Here is a 24755-nt window from a genome sequence, read left to right as displayed (position 1 = left end):
GCTAAGTATGGAAAAAACGCTTAATATTAGCGAGTTTTGACGGATTATATTGCCAATTTTTATCAAAGAGAGCGAGTACCTCCGTATTTTGATAACGCGATAAACTTAAAGCATGGAATCGATTGCTCTTTTCTTTAAGTTTATTGAGTTTATCAATTGTTTTTGATGACATTGGAGGCGTAATAAAGTCTGAAATAACAATTAAATCTGCATTTTTATACTTTTCTGTTTCCATTACCTTAAATGCACTTTCCAATACCGATGTTAAATCAGTCCCACCATGAAAACTATACGATAAAAAGTTTAAAATTTCAGACAAGCCATGTTGATTACTTAATTCATAAGTAATTTGTTGTGCTGAAAATAAGATCACATAACATTCTCTGTTTTGTGCGAGTGCAATTTTCATTAACCCATAAGCAAATGCTTTGGCGCATTTTTCGGCGCTTCCCATCATAGAGCCAGATGCATCGATGGCAATAATAAAAGGCCCTTTGTCTTGTTCTGCTTTTTTAGGTTGCTGCTTAAATTGCGTTATTTGCTCAAATTCATTGTGTTTATTTTGTTGTTGATAGGTTGATAAGCGCTTCTCTATTAAGTTTTTATAGAACAATACATCTAATTCCGAATCTGATAAAAACATCAACTCTATGGGTAAAAGACGCTCTAAGTCAGCGCTTTGCTTAATACCAACAATATCACCGGTGAATGGTGATGTACTTTCTTTTATCCTTCTGCTGTGAACTTCTGTGCGATTTAAACAAGGATCGTCATGTTGGTTCGCCATTCGCCCTAATTGATCTGCAATTTTTTGTAATTCACTGTGCTTAGAGAGTAATTTAGCGGTTCTTTTTAATGTTTGAACATTAATTTTGGTTAATTTCGCTTTTGCCATATCCCATAAGCGCATGGAGTTTTGTGGGTTGATATTGGCATCTATTTCTGTGAGTTTAGAGATAGTCTCTTGTCGTTGGTATAAGTCTTTTAATAATTTCTGCTTCTCTTTTAGTAAGGAATCTATTTGTGTTTTCTGCAAAGCAGAAAAGATACTTTGATTCCAATGATCAAAAAAGTGATCTCTAAAGAGAGAATTATGTGTGTTGTTATTTAGCAACTTTAACGCTTGCTTTTTAAACAACGAATTAACACGGGTATCATTAATAATTTTTTTAATATGATTAAAAAAATATTCTTCTGAATAAAGTTGTACTTGATTAAAATATTCAATTTCTTTACTTAAGGAGAGTGCGATAGGCTCTGATAAAATTTTCTTTTTAACTTTATTTTTCCATAAAGATAAATGCTTGCTCAGCGATGAACCTAAGGTCTCACTCGTAGCCATAATACAGGGTATTGCCATTATCTCTGCGGTGATATGTTCAATGATCCCTGAATCAATAACCGAAATCGCTAATTCAATATCTTCCATAGGGTTTAGCATTGGAAGTCACTATTTATATTTAAAATACGTTGTGTATTGTTATGCATATCTATTTCCAGTTGTTCTATATTTTTAGAAAGCGTTATAAAACTAGCATCGGTATGTAATATTAATGATTTTTCAATAAAATTATGCGGTAGATTACTATGGAATTGCGCATTGGCAGTTTTTATTAATTGCTGTGTTTGTCGTAACTCTTGCTCAAGTAATGAGGCAGAGTGTTGCCAATTTTGCAATTTTGAAAGTTGTTTAGTATCTTTTTTTGCTAAGCAAACATGGATGCTTCTATTGCTTGTATCTTTAATGATTAAATTGTTTTTAGCATCGATCTCAAACATTAAAGGGCAAATTTTTGGTTGTCGGTTTATGTATCCATAAATTTCACCTTTGCCATTACGGATAGCTTTGTTAAGTTCATCACTATTAATATAAACGTATTCACTATCGCCATTATGTATATCGGAAACAGACTGATTAATCTCTAATAAAACGAGTTTTACCATAGGTTTATTATTCATCGAATAATCTTTACAATTTTCTACGTTAAGCTGATATTTGTCTTTTAAGCGGCCACTGCTTAGGATCATTTTTTCTGACAGATGGGTGACCATTTCTTGCCTAATCAAATTTGATTTTTCTAAGATATTATCGATATTGTTTTGTATCTGTAACTGCCCAAAGGCATCTTTAGCTGCAAAATCTTCAATTATTTTTTGCACGCTATGGCGTGAATTTGGCGTATCCCAAATACAGTCGGTTAAAATTAACAAATCTAAGGGACTGATTTCGTTTTTACCATTAAAAAAGGCACATGCTTTTAATAATCGAATTGATTTTTTCCAACGTCGATCGGATATATACAGATGTTCATTATTATAATCTGACGTTTCATCCATATTTTCAATTTTATTTTTTAAAACATATATTAAATCAAAGACGCTTTGATTTAATTGCACATCATTAATGTGCTCTTGCCAATTAAAGAACTCTTCATTGGAAATGGTTAATGAAGCGGGGATCTCAGATAAGGTGTTTTTACTCATTAACATGGCTTGGAAGTTTTTCTTTTCTTTGATCCTATCGATGTTAATTCGGACTAACATACGGTCATACAATGCATCTAAGCCACTGTTCTTTGCTGGTGTTTCATTAGATGCGGTAATTAATAAACGCATTGGAATAGGCGATATATGTTGACCATTTTTAAAGGTTCGTTCGTTTATAACCGTTAATAATGTATTTAATATAGCAGGACCCGCTTTCCAAATTTCATCTAAAAAAACGATATCAGCCGTGGGTAAATAACCTTTAGTTAAGCGAATGTAATTACTGTTTTCTTTTAACTCTTTAATAGATAAAGGGCCAAAGACTTCCTCAGGTGTTGAAAAACTGGTCATTAGGTAATCAAAAAAAGAGGCGTTATCAAACGCTTGAATAAGTCGTTTCGCGATCAGACTTTTGGCGATACCAGGAGGGCCCAACAAAAAAACACTTTCACCCGAGAGCGCAGCTAATAAACATAATCGAATGGTATGCTCACGTTCATAAATACCGTTAGAAAGTGCTTTAATCAGGTTATTAATACGAGATTTCGTTAATTCTTGATTTTTATTCATTACTTTCACTGCAATATCCTATTCTACTCAAATATAACGAGATATATGAGTGCGTTAAAGGAACGATCGTTGCTAAAAACGATGCGCTTTAGGCAGTATAAAAGAGACATTCATAGTGCCAATAATACCCACACTAATATAAGTTTTGTTATAAGTCAGGCTCAAATCACATTTTTTTTAAAATAGAGTTATATTTAACCCTTAATTAAACGTTGTTATTAATCGATTAAAAGTGCTTTTAAATAATATTAATAACAAAATTCGGGTAAATATAAAAATATAGCTTCATTTTTAAAAGTAAAAATAATATATTTAAACGGCATTTTAACGGTGTTTTTTTTTGAACTTTTAACGAATTATTTACACATTTTGTAAAGCGCTTAAATATGTTAAATAATTTTAACATTTACATAATATATATTAAATATTCACAAGCGTAGTCGTTTTTATTATTAACCTTAGACACTGTTAAAAGGACTTTTTAAAAAACGCCAAAAAGTTTTTTTAAAAAACTGAATAATAACAACATAAAAAGTTGTTATTATTTTGTTAAATGGTTGGTAATGTATTAGTGTTAAATATAAGCATTAATAGCGTTTTCAATGTTTTATATGTGATCTCAATTCAAAGTTTTTATTAATAAAATAATTTTTATTTATGTTGAGGTTGTATTGTATTAAATTGGCGTAGGCTGATATTCTATCGGTATTAGATAGGGGCTAATTCCAAAAAAAAGTATTTTATTAACTTATTTGGAATATAATGCCTGTATCTTTTTTTAGATAAAAGGAAAATAGAAATGTCAGATGAGCACTGCGTAAAGAAAATGCTTCTTATTTTTTTTAGTCAATTAGTGTTTATTGGATTTTTTTCATTGTTTTTTTATTTAACAAAAGATAATACCGCGGGATTGTCTGTGGTATTAGGGGGACTGGTATATTGTGTACCGGCAGTATTGACGAGTTTATTTATAAGCCGTGCCGATAATGCATCGGCGATGTTAATTATTGCAAAAGCCTATTTGGGAATGTTCTATAAAACAATGATATCCATTGCTTTATTTATCTATATTTTTAAGCATATACCAATAAGCATTGCTCTGTTTTTAACAGCCTACGCTGCTACATTTATTACACAGTATATTATGTCATATGTTTTATATGATCGTAAATAGACAGGGTTTCTATGACTGGTTCAAATGAAGTTTTAACTTCCCAAGAATACATTTCACATCACCTTACCTTTTTATCTTCTGGTGACGGTTTTTGGTCTATTAATATAGATTCAATGGCGATATCAGTATTTTTAGGTGTTTTGATGCTTTTTTTACTGCGTCTTGCAGCAAAACAAGCAACAACAGGTGTACCTGGTAAGTTTTTATGCTTTATTGAAATGATTGTAGAGTTTGTCGAAGGAACAATAAAAGATATTTTCCATGGCAAAAATAAATTAATTGCACCGTTATCTTTAACCATCTTTGGGTGGGTGTTTTTAATGAATTTAATGGATTTAATTCCGGTAGATTTTTTACCGCGAACTGCAAGCGCGTTAGGATTATCTCACCTTCGAGTCGTACCTTCTGCCGATGTTAATATAACAATGTCTATGGCGTTGGGTGTGTTTGTTTTGATTCTATTTTATAGTATTAAGATGAAAGGTGTTTCAGGGTTTGTTAAAGAATTAACATTACAACCATTTAATCATTGGGCATTTATTCCTGTCAATCTTATTTTGGAAGGTGTTACTCTTATATCAAAACCTGTATCTTTGGGTCTTCGATTATTCGGAAATATGTATGCAGGTGAATTGATTTTCATTCTGATTGCCGCGTTATTACCTTGGTGGTCACAATGGTTGTTATCGGTTCCTTGGGCTATTTTCCATATATTAATCATTACATTACAAGCATTTATCTTCATGGTGTTGACAATTGTTTACTTGTCACAAGCATCTGAAGATCATTAATTTTTATTAAACTATTATGTGCTAATTTTTAGCAATAATTATTATTACTTTTGGAGTATTTATGGAAACTTTATACATTGCAGCTGCAATTATGATGGGCTTAGCTGCTGTAGGCGCAGCAATTGGTATTGGCATGCTAGGTGGTAAATTTTTGGAAGGCGCAGCTCGCCAACCTGAATTAATTCCTTTACTACGTACACAATTCTTTATCGTAATGGGTTTGGTTGATGCGATTCCAATGATTGCTGTTGGTTTGGGTCTTTACCTTATGTTTGCCGTTGCCGGATAAATAATTACTTCTGGTATTTTTTAACTTGCAAACACGGGAGATAATGCGGTGAATATAAACGCAACCCTACTAGGCCAAGCAATAGCATTTATAATGTTTGTTTGGTTCTGCATGAAGTTTGTTTGGCCTCCACTTTTAGATGCAATTGAAGCGCGTCAAAAATTAATTGCGGATGGTTTAACACAAGCTGAGCGTGCAGGAAAAGATCTTCAACTTGCTCAAGCGAAAGCGACAGATAAGTTGAAAGAAGCGAAAGTACAAGCAGCTGAAATTATTGATCAAGCGAATAAACGTCGCGCACAAATTGTCGATGAAGCTAAAACTGAAGGTGAAACCGAGCGTCAAAAAATAATAACGCAAGGTACAGCTGAAGTTGAATCTGAACGCAATCGTGCTCGCGAAGAGTTACGTCAACAAGTAACGATCCTCGCTATTGCTGGTGCTGAAAAAATAATAAAACATTCTATCGATAAAAATGCGAATAGCGACATTATCGATAAATTGGTAACTGAACTATAAGGAACGCGCTAATGTCTGAATTGACTACTGTAGCTCGTCCTTATGCTAGAGCTGCTTTTGAATTTGCGAATGAAAATAACAATATCGATACTTGGTATGAGATGTTGGTATTCGCGTCTGCTATTGTTGAAAATCCAACAATGGCTGAAATTCTGAAAAGCGATAGAGCAAAACAAGAAATAGGTAAATTGTTCATTGAAGTTTGTTCTGATCAACTTGATAAAAACGCTCAGAATTTAATAAATGTAATGGTTGAAAATGGACGCTTAACAGCGCTACCTACAGTGACTGCCCTGTTTTATGACTTAGTAATAAAAAACAAAAAAGAGATCGACGTTAATGTTGTCTCTGCTTATGTTTTATCTAAAAAGCAAAAAACAGAATTAATAGCAGCACTTGAAAAACGTCTAGCTCTTAAAGTAAATATTAATTGTAGTATTGATAAAACGCTGATCACTGGAATGATGATCACTGCGGGTGATTTAGTTATTGACAGTACCGCTAAAAGTCAACTAAATCGTTTGTTTAATACTCTACAATCCTAATGGGAAATTGGCATGCAACTGAATTCCACTGAAATAAGTGACCTTATTAAGCAACGAATTGAAAAGTTTGAAGCCGTAAGTGAAACACGAAATGAAGGTACAATCGTTTCTGTAAGCGATGGTATTATTCGTATAAATGGCCTTGCTGACTGTATGCAAGGTGAGATGATCGAATTACCGAATGGTAGTTTTGCAATGGCACTTAACCTTGAGCGTGACTCTGTAGGTGCTGTTGTTATGGGCCCTTATAAAGATCTTCGTGAGGGTGAAAAAGTAAAATCAACGGGTCGTATTCTTGAAGTTCCAGTTGGTAAAGGTTTATTAGGCCGTGTGGTTAATACACTGGGTGAGCCAATTGATGGAAAAGGACCAATCGAACATGATGGTTACTCTCCAGTTGAAGTAATTGCTCCCGGCGTTATTGATCGTAAATCAGTTGATCAACCTGTACAAACAGGTTGGAAATCAATTGATTCCATGGTGCCAATCGGTCGTGGTCAACGTGAACTTATCATTGGCGATCGCCAGGTAGGTAAAACTGCGATTGCAATTGATGCCATTATTAATCAAAAAAATACTGGTTTATATTCAGTTTATGTTGCGATTGGTCAAAAATCATCAACGATTGCCAACGTGGTTCGTAAACTTGAAGAGCATGGCGCATTAGCAAATACGATTGTTGTCGTTGCCTCAGCATCAGAAGCGGCTGCCTTGCAGTATCTTGCTCCTTATGCAGGTTGTTCGATGGGTGAATACTTCCGCGATCGCGGTGAAGATGCACTTATCGTATATGATGATTTATCTAAACAAGCGGTTGCTTATCGTCAGATTTCATTGTTGCTTAAACGTCCACCCGGTCGTGAAGCATACCCAGGTGATGTTTTCTACTTACATTCACGTTTATTAGAGCGTGCATCACGCGTTAATGCTGCGTATGTAGAGAAGTTTACAAAAGGTAAAGTAAAAGGTAAAACAGGCTCTTTGACTGCATTACCAATTATTGAAACACAAGCGGGTGATGTATCTGCCTTTGTTCCTACCAATGTTATCTCTATCACTGATGGTCAGATATTCTTAACGACTGAACTCTTTAATAGTGGTATTCGCCCAGCGGTTGATCCAGGTATTTCTGTATCACGTGTTGGTGGTGCTGCGCAGTGTAAAGTTATTAAAAAACTAGCCGGTGGTATTCGTACTGCACTAGCACAATATCGTGAATTAGCGGCTTTTGCACAGTTTGCATCAGATCTTGATGACATTACGCGTAGACAGCTTGATCATGGTAAAAAAGTAACTGAGCTAATGAAGCAAAAACAATACGCACCTATGTCTATTGTTGAGCAAGCGCTTTCATTATTTGCTGCTGAAAAAGGCTTCTTAACTAACGTTAATGTTGATAAAGTTTTAGATTTTGAAGCGTCTTTAGTTTCTTATGTAAAAAATGAGCATGCTGATTTTTATGCGAGTGTTAATGAAACTGGTGATTACAATAAAGAGATCGAAGGACAGTTTAACGCTATCTTAGAATCTTTCGTTGCAACGCAAACCTGGTAATTAATCATTGATTAGGAGCTAGAGATGGCCGGCGATAAAGAAATTAGAAATAAGATCGCGAGTGTTAAAAACACTCAAAAAATCACTGGTGCGATGGAAATGGTTGCGGCATCTAAAATGCGACGTGCGCAAGAGCGCATGAATAGCACGCTTGCTTATGCAAAAACGATGCGTGACGTGATTGGTCATATTGCACTTGGTAGGCTTGAATATCAACACCCTTATGTACTCGAAAGAGAGATAAAGCGTGTTGGATATATTGTAATTTCAAGCGATCGAGGTTTATGTGGTGGTTTAAACATTAATTTGTTTAAAAAACTTATCAGCGAAATGAAAGTACATTCAGGTAATGATATTGAAGTTGATTTGGCGCTTATTGGGTCTAAATCAACCGCTTTCTTTTCTCGTATAGGTGCCAACATTGTTGCTCAAGTTACACACTTAGGTGATAAGCCGGCCGTTAAAGATTTAATCGGTTCGGTGAAAGTAATGTTAGATGCTTTCAATGACGGTAAACTTGATAGCCTATATATAGTACATAATAAATTTATAAGTACGATGGTACAAGAGCCAACAATTAGTCAGTTGTTACCTCTACCTAAAGTGGAAAGTGATGAAGTTTCTAAGCATCTTTGGGATTATCTTTACGAAGATGATGCCAAAACATTGCTGGATGCTTTGTTTATTCGCTATGTAGAGTCTCAAGTATATCAAGGTGTTGTAGAGAACTTAGCCTGTGAGCAAGTCTCTCGAATGATCGCTATGAAATCAGCGACAGACAATGCGAATGATTTGATTGATGAGTTACAACTTGTTGCCAATAAAGCGCGTCAAACTGCAATTACTCAGGAACTTGCTGAGATTTGTGGTGGTGCCGCTGCGGTATAATTATAAATTTAAGATTTTAGAGGATCAGAGATGAGTTCAGGTAAAATCGTACAGATCATCGGTGCTGTTGTGGATGTTGAATTCTCCCAGCAAGATATACCGAATATTTACAGTGCGTTAATAGTCACTGAAAAAAACCTTACGATGGAAGTTCAGCAGCAAATTGGCGGCGGCGTAGTACGCTGTATCGCTATGGGTGCTACTGAAGGCTTACGTCGTGGATTAGAAGTGACGGATACAAAACACGCAATCACAGTACCAGTAGGTACGGCTACATTAGGTCGTATTTTAAATGTACTTGGTGAACCTGTGGATGAATGTGGCCCAGTTGAAGCAACTGAGCATTATGAAATTCACCGTGAAGCGCCTTCGTATGAAGAGCAAGCTATATCAGTAGATACCTTAGAAGTTGGTATCAAAGTTATTGATTTGATTTGTCCTTTTGCAAGAGGTGGTAAAATAGGTCTATTTGGTGGTGCGGGTGTTGGTAAAACCGTAAACATGATGGAACTTATCAATAACATCGCTTTAAAACATTCAGGATTGTCTGTTTTTGCGGGTGTTGGCGAGCGTACTCGTGAAGGTAATGATTTTTACTACGAGATGCAAGAAGCGGGTGTTGTTAATGTTGAAAATCCAGAGCTATCTAAAGTAGCAATGGTATATGGTCAAATGAACGAGCCACCAGGATGTCGTTTACGCGTAGCTTTAACCGGCTTAACGATGGCTGAGCGTTTCCGTGATGAAGGTAAAGATGTATTATTATTTATTGATAATATTTATCGTTACACTCTAGCAGGAACTGAAGTATCTGCACTACTTGGACGTATGCCTTCTGCGGTAGGTTACCAACCTACACTAGCTGAAGAAATGGGCGTATTACAAGAGCGTATTACTTCAACTAAATTGGGTTCAATCACATCTATCCAAGCGGTATATGTACCTGCAGATGATTTAACCGATCCCTCTCCAGCGACAACCTTTGCTCACTTAGATGCAACGATTGTATTATCGCGTCAGATTGCATCATTAGGTCTTTATCCTGCGATCGATCCATTGGATTCTACTTCTCGCATGCTTGATCCGCTAGTTGTAGGCCAAGAGCATTATGATATTGCTCGTGGTGTTCAAAGTATATTACAGCGCTATAAAGAGCTTAAAGATATTATTGCTATTTTAGGCATGGATGAGCTTTCTGAAGAAGATAAACAGATCGTGTCACGTGCGCGTAAAGTTGAAAAATTCTTAACTCAGCCTTACCATGTAGCAGAAGTATTTACAGGTTCACCCGGTGTATATGTAACGCTTAAAGATACTTTATCAGGCTTTAAAGGACTGATTGCTGGCGAATATGATGATATTCCAGAGCAAGCATTCTTATATGTCGGTAGTATCGACGAAGCCGTTGAAAAAGCAAAAACTTTATAATAGCTGGAGGTAATTATGACTAAAGCAATGACCACTCATTTAGATGTTGTAAGTGCAGAAGGCTCTCTGTTTTCAGGGCGTGTTTCACATTTATCAGTATCTGGTCAAGAAGGTGAACTTGGTATTATGCCAGGACATACCCCGCTACTAACTGCAATTAAACCAGGTGTTATTAAACTGGTTAAGCAAGGTGGTGCTGAAGAAGTCATTTATATCTCTGGTGGGTTTCTTGAGGTGCAACCGAGTAGTGTCACTATCTTAGCGGATACGGCTATTCGAGCAGAAGATCTTGATCAGGCTAAAGCCGAAGAAGCAGCGCGTATTGCCAAAGAGCAATTAGATAATCCTACTAAGGATATTGATTTTGTTCTTGTTAGCGCTCAGCTTGCTCAAGCTGTTGCACAGTTACGTACAATTAAGTTAACCCGAAGATGATATTTTAGCTTTCGGAAAAAAGCGACCTAAGGGTCGCTTTTTTTATGCCTGTTATATGTTTTTAGAAATGATAATGGGCAAAAAAAAATCCTAATGTAAAACATTAGGCTTTTTTATTATTTTAAATTAATACCTTTGGTATTACGCATTTAAAACTTATATGAAATACCTGCGTACACGGAATTTAAAGGGAATGCGTATATATTGCTGTCATTCTTTCCTTCAATTTCGGCAAAATAAGTATCCGTTTCATAAGCGACGCGTAATTGTACGCCACGTAAATATTGAGGGGAATATTCTAAACCGAAGCCGTATTTAATCGCAATGAAACTCTCATCCGCAGAGTCTAAGAATACGTCGCTACTGTTAAGGGTAACAGAAGATACTCCCAGCAAGACAAAGGGACGAATACCATATCTAAAGGTATAGCCAATATTCATCGCCACAGAAAGTGAAGTCGGATTTTGCTCTATAGTCGTTGTCGATTTATCAAAATGGGTTATGTAACCCTCAGAGGTACCGTAATCCGTGTAGGTTGCCTCTAAAGCAAAAACATTGTTAAACTGATAACCCGCATAAATTTTTAGCGTGTTTCCTGATGTAGATTTTATTAAGTTTTCCAGTGGGGCGCTCGATATCCCTGCCATCGCTTGATACTCCTCCACTTCATCGATTTTTATTTCTGTGGCATCATAACTAAAAGAGCCATAGCCAGTGCCGATATAAAATCCTGTATTATCGGCACTAAAAGCACTACTCGACATCGCTAAGAGAAGAGTAGGTAATATTATTTTTTGCATTATTCATCCTTGTTATATACATTTTAATTCAAGTAAAGTGTGTCCTAGCCCTATGTTATCAGTCCGTTTTTCGATACTAAAACCGGCAGTAGTTACGATTTCTAAAAAGTCATCACTACGATAAAAGCGGCTGTTTCCATTAGCGAGGCAAGTAAAGTAAAGAGAGGTCGCATTTAAACTTAAAGTGGCAGCGTCATATTTTTGAGCATCCCAAAAAAGCTCTAGAATATAGACGCGCGCATCTGGGCGCATTGCTTGGCGCACGCGTTGTAAAATACTTAAAATTTCCATCGGAGAAAAACAGTCTAAAAATTGACTCATCCACCAAACATCAGCACCCGTCGGTAGGCTTTGTTGTTTATCTAGTAAATTAGCAGGGTAAGCATCGATACGCTTAGAGAAACCAGCCTCTTTCGCATTTTGTAGTGCAACTTCAATCTGTTGCGGTAAGTCGATAATGGTAACTTCTACCTCTTTATCATAATTAACGCATTGCAGTGCCCATTTACCGGTGTTCCCGCCAATATCAAAGATACGTTTGGGTTTATGTGCAAATACTTTTTCTAATAAAAGGGGAAAAGAGCGATCGGAGTAAAAATGATCAAATTGAAACCAGCTATTTTTCGCTTTTTCAGGCAGAGTTGATAGGCCTTCGTAAATGGTTGGCCAGTTGCCTAATTCTTTTAAGCCCGCAGGTTTTCCCTCTTTTATGGCCTCAGTTAAGTGCATCATGGCAGCATAACAAACATCTGCGGTAAAATCTAAGTTTGCCCGCGTCATGCCGTCATGTAACAGGAAATAACCGAGGTTTGCGATAATATAATTAGGTTTATTCCAAGTAACGATGTGCGCGCTAAGGGCCATATCTAAGAGTACTTTCACCCCATATTCAGAAACACCGGTTTGTTGACTTATTTGCGTCGCATCCAGCCCTTCTTGCTGCGCTTTGTCTAGTACTTCTAATATATTTAAGTCGCGCAATGTTCTTGCTGTTTGAAAGATGATGGGAGAAAATGCAAGTTTTTGTGCTTCTGTTTTTGCAGCTAGCGCACTGAAAGGGTCGTTACTGTGATCTGTCATTATTACTACTCTTTATTGTTTATAAAGTTTTGTTTTATAGAGAAATAGTGCGGTTTCTATTGTTTGTGTGTGACAAAAAATATATATCATATATTATATTTTACACGCGCACTAGTTTGTTAGTTTTAAAAATTTCTATTAATATAAAAGAACATTTTATATTAATAAGTGACTTTAAACTGTTATTGAGTACTAAAGTGTAATGTTAATATGTTGATCTGTTATGCAAGGTGGTAATAAAATGAAAAGAGTTATAATGGCTGTACTAATATTTATGGGTGTTTGTGCTTTTCCTGTGAGCGCTAAAGACGATGTACGTAGTTATTTAGTCGACGATATATTAAAAACAGAGCAAGCTAAACAAATATTAGGTGATGAGATCTCTTTTTATTTTGGCACGCAAAAACATCCTAAAATAGTTAAAACACTTTCCTTTATTAAAACTAATAAAAAAACGAATGCGTTTAATAAAACTGATTTAAAAGCTTGCCAATGGGTGTTTTTATCTGCAATGAAACAATTGAAACAGATGGCAATAAACAAAGGTGGAAATGCAGTTGTTAATATAAAGTCTAATTATAAGAACAACTTAACATCGAGTAACAGTGAGTTTCGTTGTGGTGCGGGTGTCTTTATTGCCGGAGTTGCTCTCACGGGCGATGTCGTTAAATTAAAATAAGATTGGTTAGTACGAATATATGAGCAGTATTGAATTTAAAATAGATAAATGGTTGGCACTTTCACCGGGTCTATTAAATATTGAGCAGTGGCATGATTGGTCATCATCTTTGATGCAGTGGCCCTCTCAATTGACGCCAGTGCCAATATCTTTGATCAAACCAATGATGCGCCGGCGTATGAGTTCTCTTAGCAAAATAGCCGTGCAAGCTGCGTTGCAATTATCAGCTCAAGAGCAGGTAGATTATATTGTTTTTGCAAGTCGCCATGGCGAGTTAACGCGCACTGTTAAATTACTTGAAGATATCATTAAAGGCGACGATGCATCGCCTTTGGCTTTTTCGCAATCAGTGCATAATATCGCAGCTGGACTATTTACTATCTGTAGTGGCCGGGCGACGCCCGTTACATCGATAGCTGCGGTGGAAAGTTCATTGCATCATGGCTTAATTGAAGCGTCTGTTTATCTACAGGAGAATCCCACCCATAAAGTCTTATTGGTTGATTTTGATGAGTCTTTACCTGAGCCTTATTGTTGTTATGAACAGAAAGTTCATCCCGGTTATGCGTTTGCTGCTATTTTGAGCTTTGGATCTCAGTTTCAATTGTCGTGGTCTAAAAATAAGGATGATGCGGGTTTTTCGAGTCAACAAAGCTTGTGTGTGATTGATTACTTATTAAAAAACACACGCAAGGTACTTATAAGTGACCCTAGACTCGTGTGGGAATGGAGCCGGAATCGATGAGTTTAGCGGCTTGCTTAAATAAATATTGGCGTATATTGGCAACCTGTTTTTGCTTTTTTTTGTTTGCTTTTGGCGGACTATTACTTAGTTTTTTAGTGTTCCCAGTACTGGTGTTGTTTGTTAAAAATAAAGCGCAAAGAGAGTTAAAAGTACAATCAGTTATTCAAAAATCATTTTTTTTGTTTTGCGAAATAATGCGCTTAAGTGGTGCGATAGATTACAAAATAATAGGCGCCGAAAAACTGCAAAGCGATAAACACTGTTTGGTTGTGGCGAATCACCCTAGTTTGATTGATTATGTTTTGATTGTGGCGCATATGCAACAATGTGACTGTTTGGTAAAAGAAAGCATTTGGAATAATCCTTTTATGAAGGGGGTTGTTAGTGCAGCGGGCTACATACCGAATAAAAACCCTGAAACACTAGTTGAAGATTGTGCTCAGCGCTTAAGTCAGGGGCATGTGTTGCTCATTTTTCCGGAAGGGACGCGCAGTACGCCTGGCGTTAAATCAAAATTACAACGCGGTGCAGCTCAGGTGGCATTAAAAACGGCATCAGATATTAGAGTGGTGCACATAACAGTGGCACCCGTATTCCTTACAAAGCAACGTAAGTGGTATCAAGTACCAGATAAAAAACCATTTTTTTTACTTGAAGTAAAAGAAAAAATAGAGATAAACACTTTTATTAAGACAGAAACACCTTCCTCGATCATGGTTAGGAAGTTAAATGCTCATTTGGAAAACGTTATTTTCCCACAAAAAAGTAGGTAGAGATGCAAAAGATAGAAATGGAATTAAAAAAACTGATCATTGATGCCTTAAATCTAGAAGATTTAAGTGTTGATGATATAGAAACAGATGCGCCTCTTTTTGGTGAAGGTTTAGGTTTGGACTCTATCGATGCATTAGAGTTGGGCTTAGCGATAAAAAAACAATATTGTGTTGTTATCGATGCAGATGATGTTACCACGCGGGAGAGTTTTGCCTCGATCGCAAGTTTAGCGAAGTATATTACTGAAAATAGAGACGATAAAAAATGAAACAGTTAAATAGAGATGAAATCTTTGTTCAAGTTCAAGATGCTTTGGTCGAGTTATTTGAAGTAAATAAAGAGGATGTATTACTTGAAACTAAACTCTATGAAGAGTTAGATTTAGACAGTTTAGATGCGGTTGATTTGGTGGTGCATTTGCAAAAATTAACCGGTAAAAAAATCAAACCCGAAGAATTTAAGTTAGTGCGTAGTGTGCAGGATGTTGTAGATGCGGTTGCTAATTTATTAACCGATAAAGAGTGAAACCTTTTAGCATAATATGTGCCCTTCTTTTGTTTGCTTATCCCTTTGCGGTTTATTATGGCTTGAATAATTGGGGGCTTAATACGATTGCGGGTGTGTTAGGCTTTTTGTTTTTGGTGCGTTTTGTCGGTGCGGATAACACGCGCTCTAAAGAGTTAAAGTACATTGCATGGCTAAGTGCAAGTGCGGGTATTGTTCTTACTTTTTTTGCGCTGATCTTTAAAAATTCACAGTGGTTTACTTATTATCCTGTCATTGTAAATATTTTAATGTTGATTTTGTTTGCTCAAAGTTTATATCAAAAAGAAAGTTTAATAGAGCGTTTTGCGCGCTTACAAAAGCCAGACTTACCGGGATATGCTATCGCCTATACGCGAAATGTCACTAAGGTTTGGTGTGTATTCTTTGTAGTTAATGCGTGTATTGCTCTCGTTACTACATTTATGTCGATGCAAGTATGGACGCTTTATAATGGCCTGATAAGCTATTTACTCGCTGGGTGTTTATTTTTGATTGAATTTATTATCCGTCTTCGAGTACAAAAAAAGCATGAAAAAGCCAGTAACAATGCAAAATAAGTCATTAAGCAACGTATTATTACGACAACAAAAAAATAAAAATGTGGCCTTTAATGCTGATCAGGTAATGACGGGGCAACAATTTTTAGAAGACATACAAACACTGTGCAGTGTGTTAAAAAAAGATAACAGTGCACTTGTTGCCATTTGTTGCGTCAATAGTTATCTGTTTAGTGTCGCTTTTTTTGCGGTCATTTATGCCGGTAAAAAAATATTATTACCCGGTAGTCATCAACCTGCAATATTAAGCACTTTAGCCTCTCAATTTGATTTGTTAATAGACGATGGGCTAATGGCGAAAAACGCCCCAATAAAGCGCATCGAGTTACCTTTAAAAATGAAAAGTAACAGTGATTTTACGTTTTTTGAATTAAATTTAGAGCAGGTTGAAATTACCCTCTTTACATCGGGATCAACGGGCCAGCCTAAAGCTATTTATAAAACATTGGCCATGTTAGATAAAGAAATATCCTCTTTAGAGGCCCTTTGGGGAGACTTGCTAGGCGCATCGACGGTGCAGAGTACTGTCTCTCATCAACATATTTATGGTTTGTTATTTCGTGTGCTCTGGCCTTTATGTATGGGGCGTAGTTTTAGTTGTTTGGATATCACCTATCCAGAGCAGGTTAGCTTGCGTGCTAATGATGCAAGTATATTGATAACCAGCCCTGCATTATTAAAGCGTTTAAGTATGGAAAAAAGTAGCGCTAGTTATCGCGCCGTATTTTCATCGGGTGGCCCGTTGTTAGAGGCGGGCTTAACAAATTGCCAATCAATATTAAAACAAACACCCATTGAAATATTTGGTAGCACTGAAACCGGCGGAATTGGTTATCGTAGCCAAACCCATAATGATGCAGAGTGGACTTTTTTCTCTGAAATAAGCGCTCAAGTGGATAAAAACCAATGTTTATTATTAACGTCTCCTTGGCTAAGTCCCGATTTAACGGCAACAGCAGATGCTTATTATCAAACGAGTGACCAATGTGAACTATTGAGTGATAGACGTTTCATTTTAAAGGGGCGAATTGATCGCATTGTTAAAATTGAAGAAAAACGCGTGTCATTAATCGCATTAGAGATGCGATTAAATGCAATGAATTGGGTTGATGAAAGTGTGCTTGTTGTCTTGGATAAGAGAGCGCGGATGAGCTTGGGTGCGTTGCTTGTATTGAGTTTGATCGGGAAAAAACAATTTAAAACGTTAGGAAAAGCAACGTTTTGTTTACAACTTCGTCATGATTTGCGCCAATGGTTTGAGCCGGTCGCGATCCCTCGTTACTTTAGGATAGAAGATGAGATCCCTTTAAATACACAAGGGAAACGGCGTTATGAAGAAATATCAGGGTTATTTGAATGAACAATAATATAGATTTACATAAGCCCCTATTGGTCAAACAAAGCGTTTCTGAAAATGAGGCTACTTTGGTTTTAAAAATAGAAGATAACATCGCTTATTTTTCGGGGCATTTTGATGAAAACCCGATCTTAGCAGGTGTTGTGCAGTTAGATTGGGCTATTTATTATGCCAATAAATTCTTTGCATGTGGTGATGTGTTTTTGGGGATGGAGGTGATCAAGTTTCAACAGCCTATTTTGCCCAATACAGAGATAATTTTAACGCTACGTTGGCAAGAAGATAAACAAAAACTATATTTTGATTATAGCGACAGTGAACAAGTAAAATATGCATCTGGAAGAATAAAATTAAAGGCTGAACAGAGTGATATTTAACCCTTGTTTTTTGATCCCTTGTTATAACCATGGTCGTACATTGCTTGCGGTTATCGATGCGCTACAGACTGATTTTGACTACCCTGTTTTGGTCATTGATGATGCCAGTAGCTACCCTACTCAATCCATTATTAACACCCTTAAAGCCCCTACTATGGTGCACCGCCTAGATAATAATCAAGGTAAAGGTGGCGCTGTCATGGCGGGTCTTAAAAAAGCAAAAAAGCTAGGGTTTAGTCATGCTATTCAAATAGATGCTGATGGGCAACATGATTTAAACGCACTACCAGAGTTGATACTTAACGCTAAAAAATATAGTAATAATATTATATCAGGCGCTCCAATATATGATGAAAGTGTGCCTAAAGGTCGATTGTATGGTCGTTATTTAACGCATTTTTGGGTGTGGGTTGAAACACTTTCATTTTCGATAAAAGATAGCATGTGTGGCTTTCGTGTTTATCCTGTTGGCGCGGTTAATCAAGTGATCGCCAACAATAATATTGGCAAACGTATGGATTTTGATATTGAGATCATGGTTAAAAGCTTTTGGGAGGGGATTGATATTCGTTTTATTGATATTAAGGTTATTTACCCAGAAGATGGTCTCTCTCATTTTCAACCTATAGCGGATAATTTACGTATTACTAAAATGCATACATGCCTTGTATTTGGCATGTTAAGACGCCTTCCTAAGTTGCTTTTACGTAAAAAACCTAAAGCCGAGAAATTAGAGCACTGGTCGAAGCAAAGCGAATCGGGTACTTATTATGGAATGAAATTCCTATTGGGTATTTATTCTTTATTTGGACGAAGTGTTTTTAAAATGTGCTTAAAGCCTATTTTATATTATTACAGTCTATTTTCTAAAAAATCAGTGCGAGCGTCTACTTTATATTTACAGTATCTCACTGAGTATATGCGTAAAAATAATATTCCTGTTACTGACAATTTAACGGTATATCAACACCTGTTGTCATTTGCAGAAACGATGCTAGATAAACTGGCTGCTTGGAAAGGTGATTTTACGCCAGAAAATTTAACCATTAACAATAGAGATGTGGTTGAGAAAGCTCAAAACAGCCCACAAGGTTGTCTTATTTTAGGCTCTCATTTAGGTAATTTAGAGCTATTTAGAGCTTTGAGTCAGAGCTATCCCGAATTAAAAATAAATGCACTGGTTTTTACAGAGCATGCCCCTCGTTTTAATGCGGTATTAAGCGCGGTTAACCCAGATGCAAACTTAAATGTGATCGAGGTGAATAAGATGGGTCCAGAGACGGCCATTTTATTATCTCAAAAAATTGAAGAGGGAGAATGGGTTGTGATCGTCGGTGATCGGACATCAACCACGATGAGTCAAAAGGTAATTTGGGCTGATTTCTTAGGCCATAAAGCTCCCTTTCCCCAAGGTCCTTTTATATTGGCCTCGCTTTTAAAAGCACCGGTATACTTGTTATTTGGTTTACGTAATGAATCGAGTCAACAAGCGCATTTTGACCTTCATTTTGAGCTCTTTAGCTCGCAAATAATATTACCGAGAGGAAAAAGAGAAGAGGCATTACAAAGTGTTGTTGAAAAGTACGCGCAACGCTTACAGCATTACACATTAAAAGCCCCTTTACAGTGGTATAACTTTTTTAATTTTTGGACATTAACGGGAAATGACGATGAAAAATAAACAAAAAAACATCCTATTTGGTCAAGGGCGATTAACGATAGAAGATATTGTTAGTATTTCTAATGGATCGGATGCACAAATGAGTTGTTCTCCTGAATTTATCGGAAAAATTGATCGTGGGGTCGCATTTTTAGCGTCGTTGCTTAAAGAAGAAGGCGTTATTTATGGCGTAACAACGGGATATGGCGATTCATGTACTGTGGCTATTCCGATGGATCTTGTCGCAGAGTTACCCTTAAATTTAACCAGGTTCCATGGTTGTGGTTTAGGTAATAATTTAACAGAGCAACAATCTAAAGCGGTATTGGCGACACGATTATGCTCGCTATCTCAAGGTTATTCTGGCGTGACGCATACGCTTTTAAATCAAATTGTGACGTTAATTAATCATGATATTTCCCCTCGGATCCCTGAAGAAGGATCGGTCGGTGCAAGTGGTGACCTAACGCCTCTTTCGTATTTAGCGGGTGTTTTGATCGGAGAACGAGAGGTGATTTATCAAGGTAAGATACGGCCAACACAAGAAGTGTTTTCTGAGCTTAATATCACCCCGATAGTATTACAGCCTAAAGAAGGCCTTGCACTAATGAATGGCACCGCTGTTATGACGGCGCTGGCTTGTCTGGCCTTTAAACGTGCAGAGTATTTAGCGAAGTTAAGCACTAAAATAACAGCGATGGTGTGCGTGGCGCTGCAAGGTAATACCTTTCATTTCGATAAGGCGTTATTTGCGGTAAAACCCCATGCTGGGCAACAATTAATTGCACAATGGTTGCGTCAAGATTTAGGCTCAACAGAGGCGCCAAGAAATAGTAAGCGCTTACAGGATAGATACTCATTACGCTGCGCCCCACATGTTATCGGGGTATTGCAAGATACCTTGCCGTGGTTGCGCTCTATGATTGAAAATGAATTAAACAGTGCGAATGATAATCCTATTATCGACGCAGATAATGAGCGTGTACTACACGGAGGACATTTTTATGGCGGACATATCGCGATGGCAATGGACACCTTAAAAGTAGCCGTCGCTAACTTAGCTGACTTGTTAGATAGGCAAATGGCACAGTTAATGGATCATAAGTTTAATAATGGATTGGCTTCCAACCTAAGCGGTGCAACGGGAGCGAGAAAGCCCATTAATCATGGTTTTAAAGCGGTACAGATCGGTGTATCTGCATGGACTGCTGAAGCATTAAAACATACCATGCCGGCCAGTGTTTTCTCGCGATCTACCGAATGTCATAATCAAGATAAAGTGAGTATGGGGACCATCGCATCGCGCGACTGTCTGCGTGTTTTAACCTTAACAGAGCAAGTTGTCAGCGCCTCTTTACTCGCGGTTTCGCAAGCGCTTGAACTGCGAAAACGAGAGGGAGAATTAGAGAGTGCGCAGCTGAGCCCTTCTTTGACGAAAATGCTTGAGTCTGTTTTAAAGGATTTTGATATGGTTAATGAAGATCGCCCATTAGAAGCTGATTTACGCCATTTTATGCATTTAATTCAAACTGAAAAATGGGATCTTTATTAATTTAAGGGGAAATGTTTTGTTAAAAAAAATGGATTTAAGCGCAGAAGTTACTTTGGTCACCGCCTTTCAAGATGCCGATCCCATGGGGGTTATTTACCATGGAAATTATTTCAGGTTCTTTGAAGAAGCACGACGCCTATTAATGGAAAAAATGGATTATAACTATCGCGATATGCAAGATTCTGGCTATATATGGCCCGTTATTGATAGCTATGTGAAATATATTCGTGCGATCCCTTACCATCATGAGATCCGAGTCTGTGCCAAGCTGACCGATTGGGAAAATTATATGCGCGTTGAATATATTATTTATGATGCTAAAGATGGCACGCGCATGAGTAAGGGTTATACACGTCAAGTTGCGGTTAACATGCAAACTAAAGAGATGTGTTTAGCTTCTCCTGCCTTTTTCATAAAAAAATTGGAGCGTTATTTTGTGGATTAAGAGAAGTTTTTGTGTTGTTTTGGGCATGCTTATCAGTAGTGCTAGTTTTTCTTTTAGCATGGCACAATTACAAAAAAAATTAACGGCGCATGATTTATTGCGTGGTGATTTTGTGCAACACAAACAAATGAAAATGTTTAAACAGCCTTTAGTGTCGAATGGGCATTTTTTATTGGATAATAAAAATGGGCTCATATGGCAACAAGAGAGCCCTTTTCCTGTGGCGTTGGTGCTAGTAAAAGATAAACTTAAACAACAAATTGCGAAGCAACCTGCACAGGTAATACTTGCCAAAGATAACCCGATGGTTTTTTATTTTAGTCATCTATTTTTATCTCTTTTTAAAGGTGATATCAAGCAATTAGAACAGCAATTTAGTTTAACCTTAAGTGGATCGTCAGAGCGGTGGCAATTACAGTTAACACCAAAATCAGCGCCACTTAACCGTATTTTTTCGTATATTGATATATCCGGTGCGCAGTATATTGATCAGCTCAAATTAGTCGAATTAAGTGGTGATAGCTCACTGCTTGATTTTAGTCAGCAACGCGCTCTGCCGGTTCAATTAAATGAAGAAGAAAAACGTGCTTTCAAGTTCTAAAATTGCATTTATATGGCTGGCTTTTATCGCGAGTTGCGCATTAACATTGTCGTATCAAATAATGCAGCCTAAGTTACCAATAGAAACGAATATACTGGCGTTATTACCCAAAGACAAGCAAGATCCTCTCGCCCAAAAGGCGTTTGAGCGGGTGGCTGACAACTTAAGTAATAAAGTGGTTTTCTTATTGCAAGGAGACGATAAGCAGCGTTTGCTTAGTGCTGCTGAGGACTTTTCGGCGCAATTGTTAGACACTAAATTGTTTGTAAAAGTGCAAGCAAAAGTAGATGAATTACAGCAGAGGGCTTGGGGGAAACTATACTTCCCTTTTCGCTCACAATTGCTCACCGAAAGCCAAAAAATACGTTTAAAAGATAACCCAGAAAAGCAAGTTGAGCATGTTATCTCACAACTATATAACCCTTTTTCAGGTGTCAGTGGGACTGAATTAGGATCTGATCCTTTTTTATTGTTTCGTGATTATTTATCGGAAAAAAATCAGCAAACAGCACAATTTACCTTATTAAATGGTTTTATCAGTACCAAATACCAAGGCAAAACCTACATTGTTATACAGGCTGATTTATTGGGAGATGCTTATGACACACAGTTACAAAGCCATATTGGCAACCTGATTGCCTTAGAAAAAACAATAGAAAACAAGTTTCACGTGAAACTTATGCACACTGGCACTTTATTTTATGCAGCATATGGAACGCAGAGCGCCAAAAGTGAAATTAGTACCATAGGTATTGGCTCTCTTTTAGGTATTATATTTTTATTATTATGGGTCTATCGTAGCACCCTGCCTCTTTTATTGGCTTTACTTTCTATTGGCTGTGGTTTGTTGGTGGCTTTTGTCGTTAGTGTTGCCGTTTTTGGAAAAGTGCATTTATTTAGTTTGGTGTTTGGAGCAAGTTTAATAGGTGTTTCAATCGATTATGCTTTCCACTACCTGACCGAACGCTTAAAAACACCTCACAATTGGGACTCACAAAAAGCCTTAAAACATATTTTTAGCGCAATAACATTGGGGCTTATCACCAGTTTAATGGGCTATTTAGGTTTGTTGGCGGCCCCTTTTCCCGGTTTACAGCAACTTTCCTTATTCTCTGTTATTGGATTGATCAGCGCTTATTTAACGGTGATCTGCTGTTATCCTTATTTTTCTAAAAAACCAAGCACTATAACACCTCCCAAATTAATGTTTTTCATACAATGGTTAAATTTATGGCACAACCCTAAACTACGTCTGTTACTACCGTTGGGGCTTTTCGTGTTTGCATTGTTAGGTTTAACCCAAGTTCATTTTAATGATGATATTCGTCAACTCCAAGCCATGCCCGTTGATTTAAAAGAGCAAGAGCAACAAATTAAAAAAATAACAGGTGTGGGAGAAAAACAGCAGTTGTTATTAGTGAAAAGTAATACTGAGGAAAATTTACTTATCGCGCTAGAAACATTGGATTTAAAATTAAAAGAGTGGAAAAAACAAGGGGTCATATCTTCGTACCGAAGTATTCATCAATTTGTACCGTCATTAAAAACGCAAAGAGAAAACTATCAATTAGTACAATCTTTATATATTAAAGAGGCCTCTCTTTTACAAGAAAGGTTGAACTTTAGTGCTCCGGTTATTCTTAATGTTCCTTTTAGTCCCTTTTTAATCAAAGACTTTTTGGCATCTCCAGTCTCTGCCCCTTTAGGTTTTTTATGGCTAGGTAACATAAATCAGAACATCGCCAGTATTGTGATCTTGAGTGATGTGAAAAACAAGGCTGATATTTTACGCTATATTGAAGACAATGCAGCGCTTACAAGTTTAGATAAAGCCGATGAGATCTCGACAATTTTTGGTGTGTACCGCGTTTATATATCGATGCTTTTAGGGAGTGCTTACCTACTAATTTGTTGTTTGTTATTGTATCGATATACTTTAAAGCTCGCATGTAAAGTCATTATCCCGCCTTTAATAGCAGGATGTGTTGGTTTGGCTATCACCAGTGTTTTTGGCATACCCATCACTATTTTCAACTTATTAGCTTTGCTTTTAATCTTAGGGATAGGTATTGATTATACTTTGTTTTTTGCAGAATTAAAAAAACACGCGGATGCGCCGAACACCTTATTGGCGATCACATTATCAGCCATAACGACGGTTTTATCTTTTGGTTTGCTGGCACTCAGTGCAACGGCTGCTATTCATGGTTTTGGTATTACCGTGCTGAGTGGCATTGTGGTGGCTTGGCTCTTAGCGCCTTTGGCAATGCCTTTAAAGAGTAAAACAGAGAATATGAAGATAGAACATGAAAAGACATTATAAAAAAGACTATAAAAAACTGATCCTACTGAGTTGCCTTTTTTTATTAAACGCTTGTGCCCTACAACCTCAAAGTCAACTTGTGCAGGTGGCTATTGATAAAAATGTTTATGTTTCGCTACCACAACCCAAACAACTGGGTCGACATATTAATGTGAGCCAATTAATCAGTGCGCAGTGGGATGATAAAAAAACACGTGATTTATTGGTACAACTTGAAGTTGATGAGCAACATGTTGTCTTAGCGGGTTTTTCTGCGTGGGGGGTTAAGTTATTGAGCCTCACATATTCAGGCGATAAGATAGACAGTTATGTATTAACCGGGCTTGCCAGCACACTCCCTGCGCCAGAGAATATATTATTTAACGTTATGCTCTCGATTTGGCCGGTAGAAGCATGGCAAGCGCCGTTATCGCGCATAGGTTGGACATTAAAAGAAAAAGGCCTGCAGCGTTATTTATATGACGCTCAGGGTAAAACAGTGATACGTATTGATTATCAGCGCAAACCTTATTTACAAGGTAAAATCGTTTTTAGGGATTTACGTACAAACTACAGCATTAGCATTGAAACGAATTAAGC

27 protein-coding genes are annotated in these 24755 nt (G+C 37.0%); 23 read left to right on the top strand and 4 right to left on the bottom strand.

The window, feature by feature from the left end; all coding sequences use genetic code 11:
* Position 1: 1 nt before the first annotated feature.
* Positions 2-1441: a VWA domain-containing protein gene (locus PCNPT3_RS00205; RefSeq protein WP_015463865.1), complete on the bottom strand. Its 1440-nt coding sequence runs from the start codon at positions 1439-1441 to the stop codon at positions 2-4.
* Positions 1435-3057: an ATPase RavA domain-containing protein gene (locus PCNPT3_RS00200; RefSeq protein WP_041771321.1), complete on the bottom strand. Its 1623-nt coding sequence runs from the start codon at positions 3055-3057 to the stop codon at positions 1435-1437. The genes PCNPT3_RS00205 and PCNPT3_RS00200 overlap by 7 nt, the downstream gene beginning before the upstream one ends.
* 799 nt (positions 3058-3856) lie before the next feature.
* Here PCNPT3_RS00200 and PCNPT3_RS00195 point away from each other — a divergent pair.
* From PCNPT3_RS00195 to PCNPT3_RS00155, 9 genes are all read left to right on the top strand, one after another.
* The gene (locus PCNPT3_RS00195) at positions 3857-4231 is read left to right on the top strand and encodes an ATP synthase subunit I (RefSeq protein WP_015463863.1); all 375 of its coding nucleotides are present in this window, start codon (positions 3857-3859) and stop codon (positions 4229-4231) included.
* Between the two features lie 11 nt (positions 4232-4242).
* Positions 4243-5022, top strand: coding sequence for a F0F1 ATP synthase subunit A (gene atpB / locus PCNPT3_RS00190; protein WP_015463862.1), 780 nt, complete (start codon positions 4243-4245; stop codon positions 5020-5022).
* Between the two features lie 61 nt (positions 5023-5083).
* Positions 5084-5311 carry a F0F1 ATP synthase subunit C gene (atpE, locus tag PCNPT3_RS00185; protein WP_015463861.1) on the top strand — a complete coding sequence of 76 codons (228 nt, stop codon included), beginning with the start codon at positions 5084-5086 and terminating at the stop codon, positions 5309-5311.
* Between the two features lie 48 nt (positions 5312-5359).
* Positions 5360-5830 carry a F0F1 ATP synthase subunit B gene (gene atpF, locus PCNPT3_RS00180; protein WP_015463860.1) on the top strand — a complete coding sequence of 157 codons (471 nt, stop codon included), beginning with the start codon at positions 5360-5362 and terminating at the stop codon, positions 5828-5830.
* An 11-nt stretch (positions 5831-5841) separates the two neighbouring features.
* A complete protein-coding gene (gene atpH, locus PCNPT3_RS00175) occupies positions 5842-6375 on the top strand; it encodes a F0F1 ATP synthase subunit delta (protein ID WP_015463859.1) in 534 nt (177 codons plus the stop codon).
* A gap of 12 nt (positions 6376-6387) precedes the next feature.
* Positions 6388-7929: a F0F1 ATP synthase subunit alpha gene (atpA, locus tag PCNPT3_RS00170; RefSeq protein WP_015463858.1), complete on the top strand. Its 1542-nt coding sequence runs from the start codon at positions 6388-6390 to the stop codon at positions 7927-7929.
* A 24-nt stretch (positions 7930-7953) separates the two neighbouring features.
* Positions 7954-8817 carry a F0F1 ATP synthase subunit gamma gene (gene atpG / locus PCNPT3_RS00165; RefSeq protein WP_015463857.1) on the top strand — a complete coding sequence of 288 codons (864 nt, stop codon included), beginning with the start codon at positions 7954-7956 and terminating at the stop codon, positions 8815-8817.
* 30 nt (positions 8818-8847) lie between these two features.
* Positions 8848-10245 (top strand): F0F1 ATP synthase subunit beta, encoded by a 1398-nt coding sequence (gene atpD, locus PCNPT3_RS00160; protein ID WP_015463856.1) that lies wholly within the window; start codon positions 8848-8850, stop codon positions 10243-10245.
* A 15-nt stretch (positions 10246-10260) separates the two neighbouring features.
* Positions 10261-10680 (top strand): F0F1 ATP synthase subunit epsilon, encoded by a 420-nt coding sequence (locus PCNPT3_RS00155; RefSeq protein ID WP_041771229.1) that lies wholly within the window; start codon positions 10261-10263, stop codon positions 10678-10680.
* 149 nt (positions 10681-10829) lie between these two features.
* On the opposite strand, the gene PCNPT3_RS00150 is transcribed toward PCNPT3_RS00155, so the two are convergent.
* Both PCNPT3_RS00150 and PCNPT3_RS00145 read right to left on the bottom strand, forming a co-directional pair.
* Positions 10830-11480, bottom strand: a complete 651-nt coding sequence (locus tag PCNPT3_RS00150) for an outer membrane protein (protein ID WP_015463854.1) — start codon at positions 11478-11480, stop codon at positions 10830-10832.
* 12 nt (positions 11481-11492) lie between these two features.
* Positions 11493-12560, bottom strand: coding sequence for a methyltransferase (locus PCNPT3_RS00145; protein WP_015463853.1), 1068 nt, complete (start codon positions 12558-12560; stop codon positions 11493-11495).
* 256 nt (positions 12561-12816) lie between these two features.
* Between PCNPT3_RS00145 and PCNPT3_RS00140 the strand changes: the two genes are divergently transcribed.
* From PCNPT3_RS00140 to PCNPT3_RS00075, 14 genes are read left to right on the top strand one after another with little or no spacing between them, the layout of a single operon-like run.
* Positions 12817-13239, top strand: a complete 423-nt coding sequence (locus tag PCNPT3_RS00140; protein ID WP_015463852.1) for a hypothetical protein — start codon at positions 12817-12819, stop codon at positions 13237-13239.
* 19 nt (positions 13240-13258) lie between these two features.
* Complete coding sequence (locus PCNPT3_RS00135; protein WP_015463851.1) at positions 13259-13984, top strand: beta-ketoacyl synthase chain length factor; 726 nt, start codon at positions 13259-13261, stop codon at positions 13982-13984.
* Positions 13981-14757: a lysophospholipid acyltransferase family protein gene (locus tag PCNPT3_RS00130; RefSeq protein ID WP_015463850.1), complete on the top strand. Its 777-nt coding sequence runs from the start codon at positions 13981-13983 to the stop codon at positions 14755-14757. The genes PCNPT3_RS00135 and PCNPT3_RS00130 overlap by 4 nt, the downstream gene beginning before the upstream one ends.
* 2 nt (positions 14758-14759) lie before the next feature.
* Complete coding sequence (locus PCNPT3_RS00125) at positions 14760-15026, top strand: phosphopantetheine-binding protein (RefSeq protein ID WP_015463849.1); 267 nt, start codon at positions 14760-14762, stop codon at positions 15024-15026.
* Positions 15023-15283 carry an acyl carrier protein gene (locus tag PCNPT3_RS00120; RefSeq protein ID WP_015463848.1) on the top strand — a complete coding sequence of 87 codons (261 nt, stop codon included), beginning with the start codon at positions 15023-15025 and terminating at the stop codon, positions 15281-15283. The genes PCNPT3_RS00125 and PCNPT3_RS00120 overlap by 4 nt, the downstream gene beginning before the upstream one ends.
* 29 nt (positions 15284-15312) lie before the next feature.
* On the top strand, positions 15313-15861 hold the full coding sequence (locus tag PCNPT3_RS00115) for a hypothetical protein (protein WP_015463847.1): 549 nt from the start codon (positions 15313-15315) through the stop codon (positions 15859-15861).
* Positions 15851-17221, top strand: coding sequence for an AMP-binding protein (locus PCNPT3_RS00110; protein WP_015463846.1), 1371 nt, complete (start codon positions 15851-15853; stop codon positions 17219-17221). Before PCNPT3_RS00115 ends, PCNPT3_RS00110 begins: the two co-directional genes overlap by 11 nt.
* Complete coding sequence (locus PCNPT3_RS00105) at positions 17218-17595, top strand: ApeI family dehydratase (protein WP_015463845.1); 378 nt, start codon at positions 17218-17220, stop codon at positions 17593-17595. Before PCNPT3_RS00110 ends, PCNPT3_RS00105 begins: the two co-directional genes overlap by 4 nt.
* Positions 17585-19276 carry a glycosyltransferase family 2 protein gene (locus tag PCNPT3_RS00100; protein WP_015463844.1) on the top strand — a complete coding sequence of 564 codons (1692 nt, stop codon included), beginning with the start codon at positions 17585-17587 and terminating at the stop codon, positions 19274-19276. The genes PCNPT3_RS00105 and PCNPT3_RS00100 overlap by 11 nt, the downstream gene beginning before the upstream one ends.
* Positions 19266-20807, top strand: coding sequence for an HAL/PAL/TAL family ammonia-lyase (locus tag PCNPT3_RS00095; protein WP_015463843.1), 1542 nt, complete (start codon positions 19266-19268; stop codon positions 20805-20807). Before PCNPT3_RS00100 ends, PCNPT3_RS00095 begins: the two co-directional genes overlap by 11 nt.
* A 16-nt stretch (positions 20808-20823) precedes the next feature.
* A complete protein-coding gene (locus tag PCNPT3_RS00090) occupies positions 20824-21252 on the top strand; it encodes an acyl-CoA thioesterase (RefSeq protein WP_015463842.1) in 429 nt (142 codons plus the stop codon).
* Positions 21242-21853: an outer membrane lipoprotein carrier protein LolA gene (locus PCNPT3_RS00085; protein WP_015463841.1), complete on the top strand. Its 612-nt coding sequence runs from the start codon at positions 21242-21244 to the stop codon at positions 21851-21853. Before PCNPT3_RS00090 ends, PCNPT3_RS00085 begins: the two co-directional genes overlap by 11 nt.
* Positions 21822-24176: an MMPL family transporter gene (locus tag PCNPT3_RS00080; RefSeq protein ID WP_156801476.1), complete on the top strand. Its 2355-nt coding sequence runs from the start codon at positions 21822-21824 to the stop codon at positions 24174-24176. Before PCNPT3_RS00085 ends, PCNPT3_RS00080 begins: the two co-directional genes overlap by 32 nt.
* On the top strand, positions 24160-24753 hold the full coding sequence (locus PCNPT3_RS00075) for a DUF3261 domain-containing protein (RefSeq protein ID WP_015463839.1): 594 nt from the start codon (positions 24160-24162) through the stop codon (positions 24751-24753). The genes PCNPT3_RS00080 and PCNPT3_RS00075 overlap by 17 nt, the downstream gene beginning before the upstream one ends.
* Positions 24754-24755: the final 2 nt, after the last annotated feature.

Source organism: Psychromonas sp. CNPT3, from assembly GCF_000153405.2.
Taxonomy (GTDB): domain Bacteria; phylum Pseudomonadota; class Gammaproteobacteria; order Enterobacterales; family Psychromonadaceae; genus Psychromonas.
The sequence above is the reverse complement of the archived record's forward strand: the minus strand, read 5'-3'. Positions and strand labels throughout refer to the sequence as shown.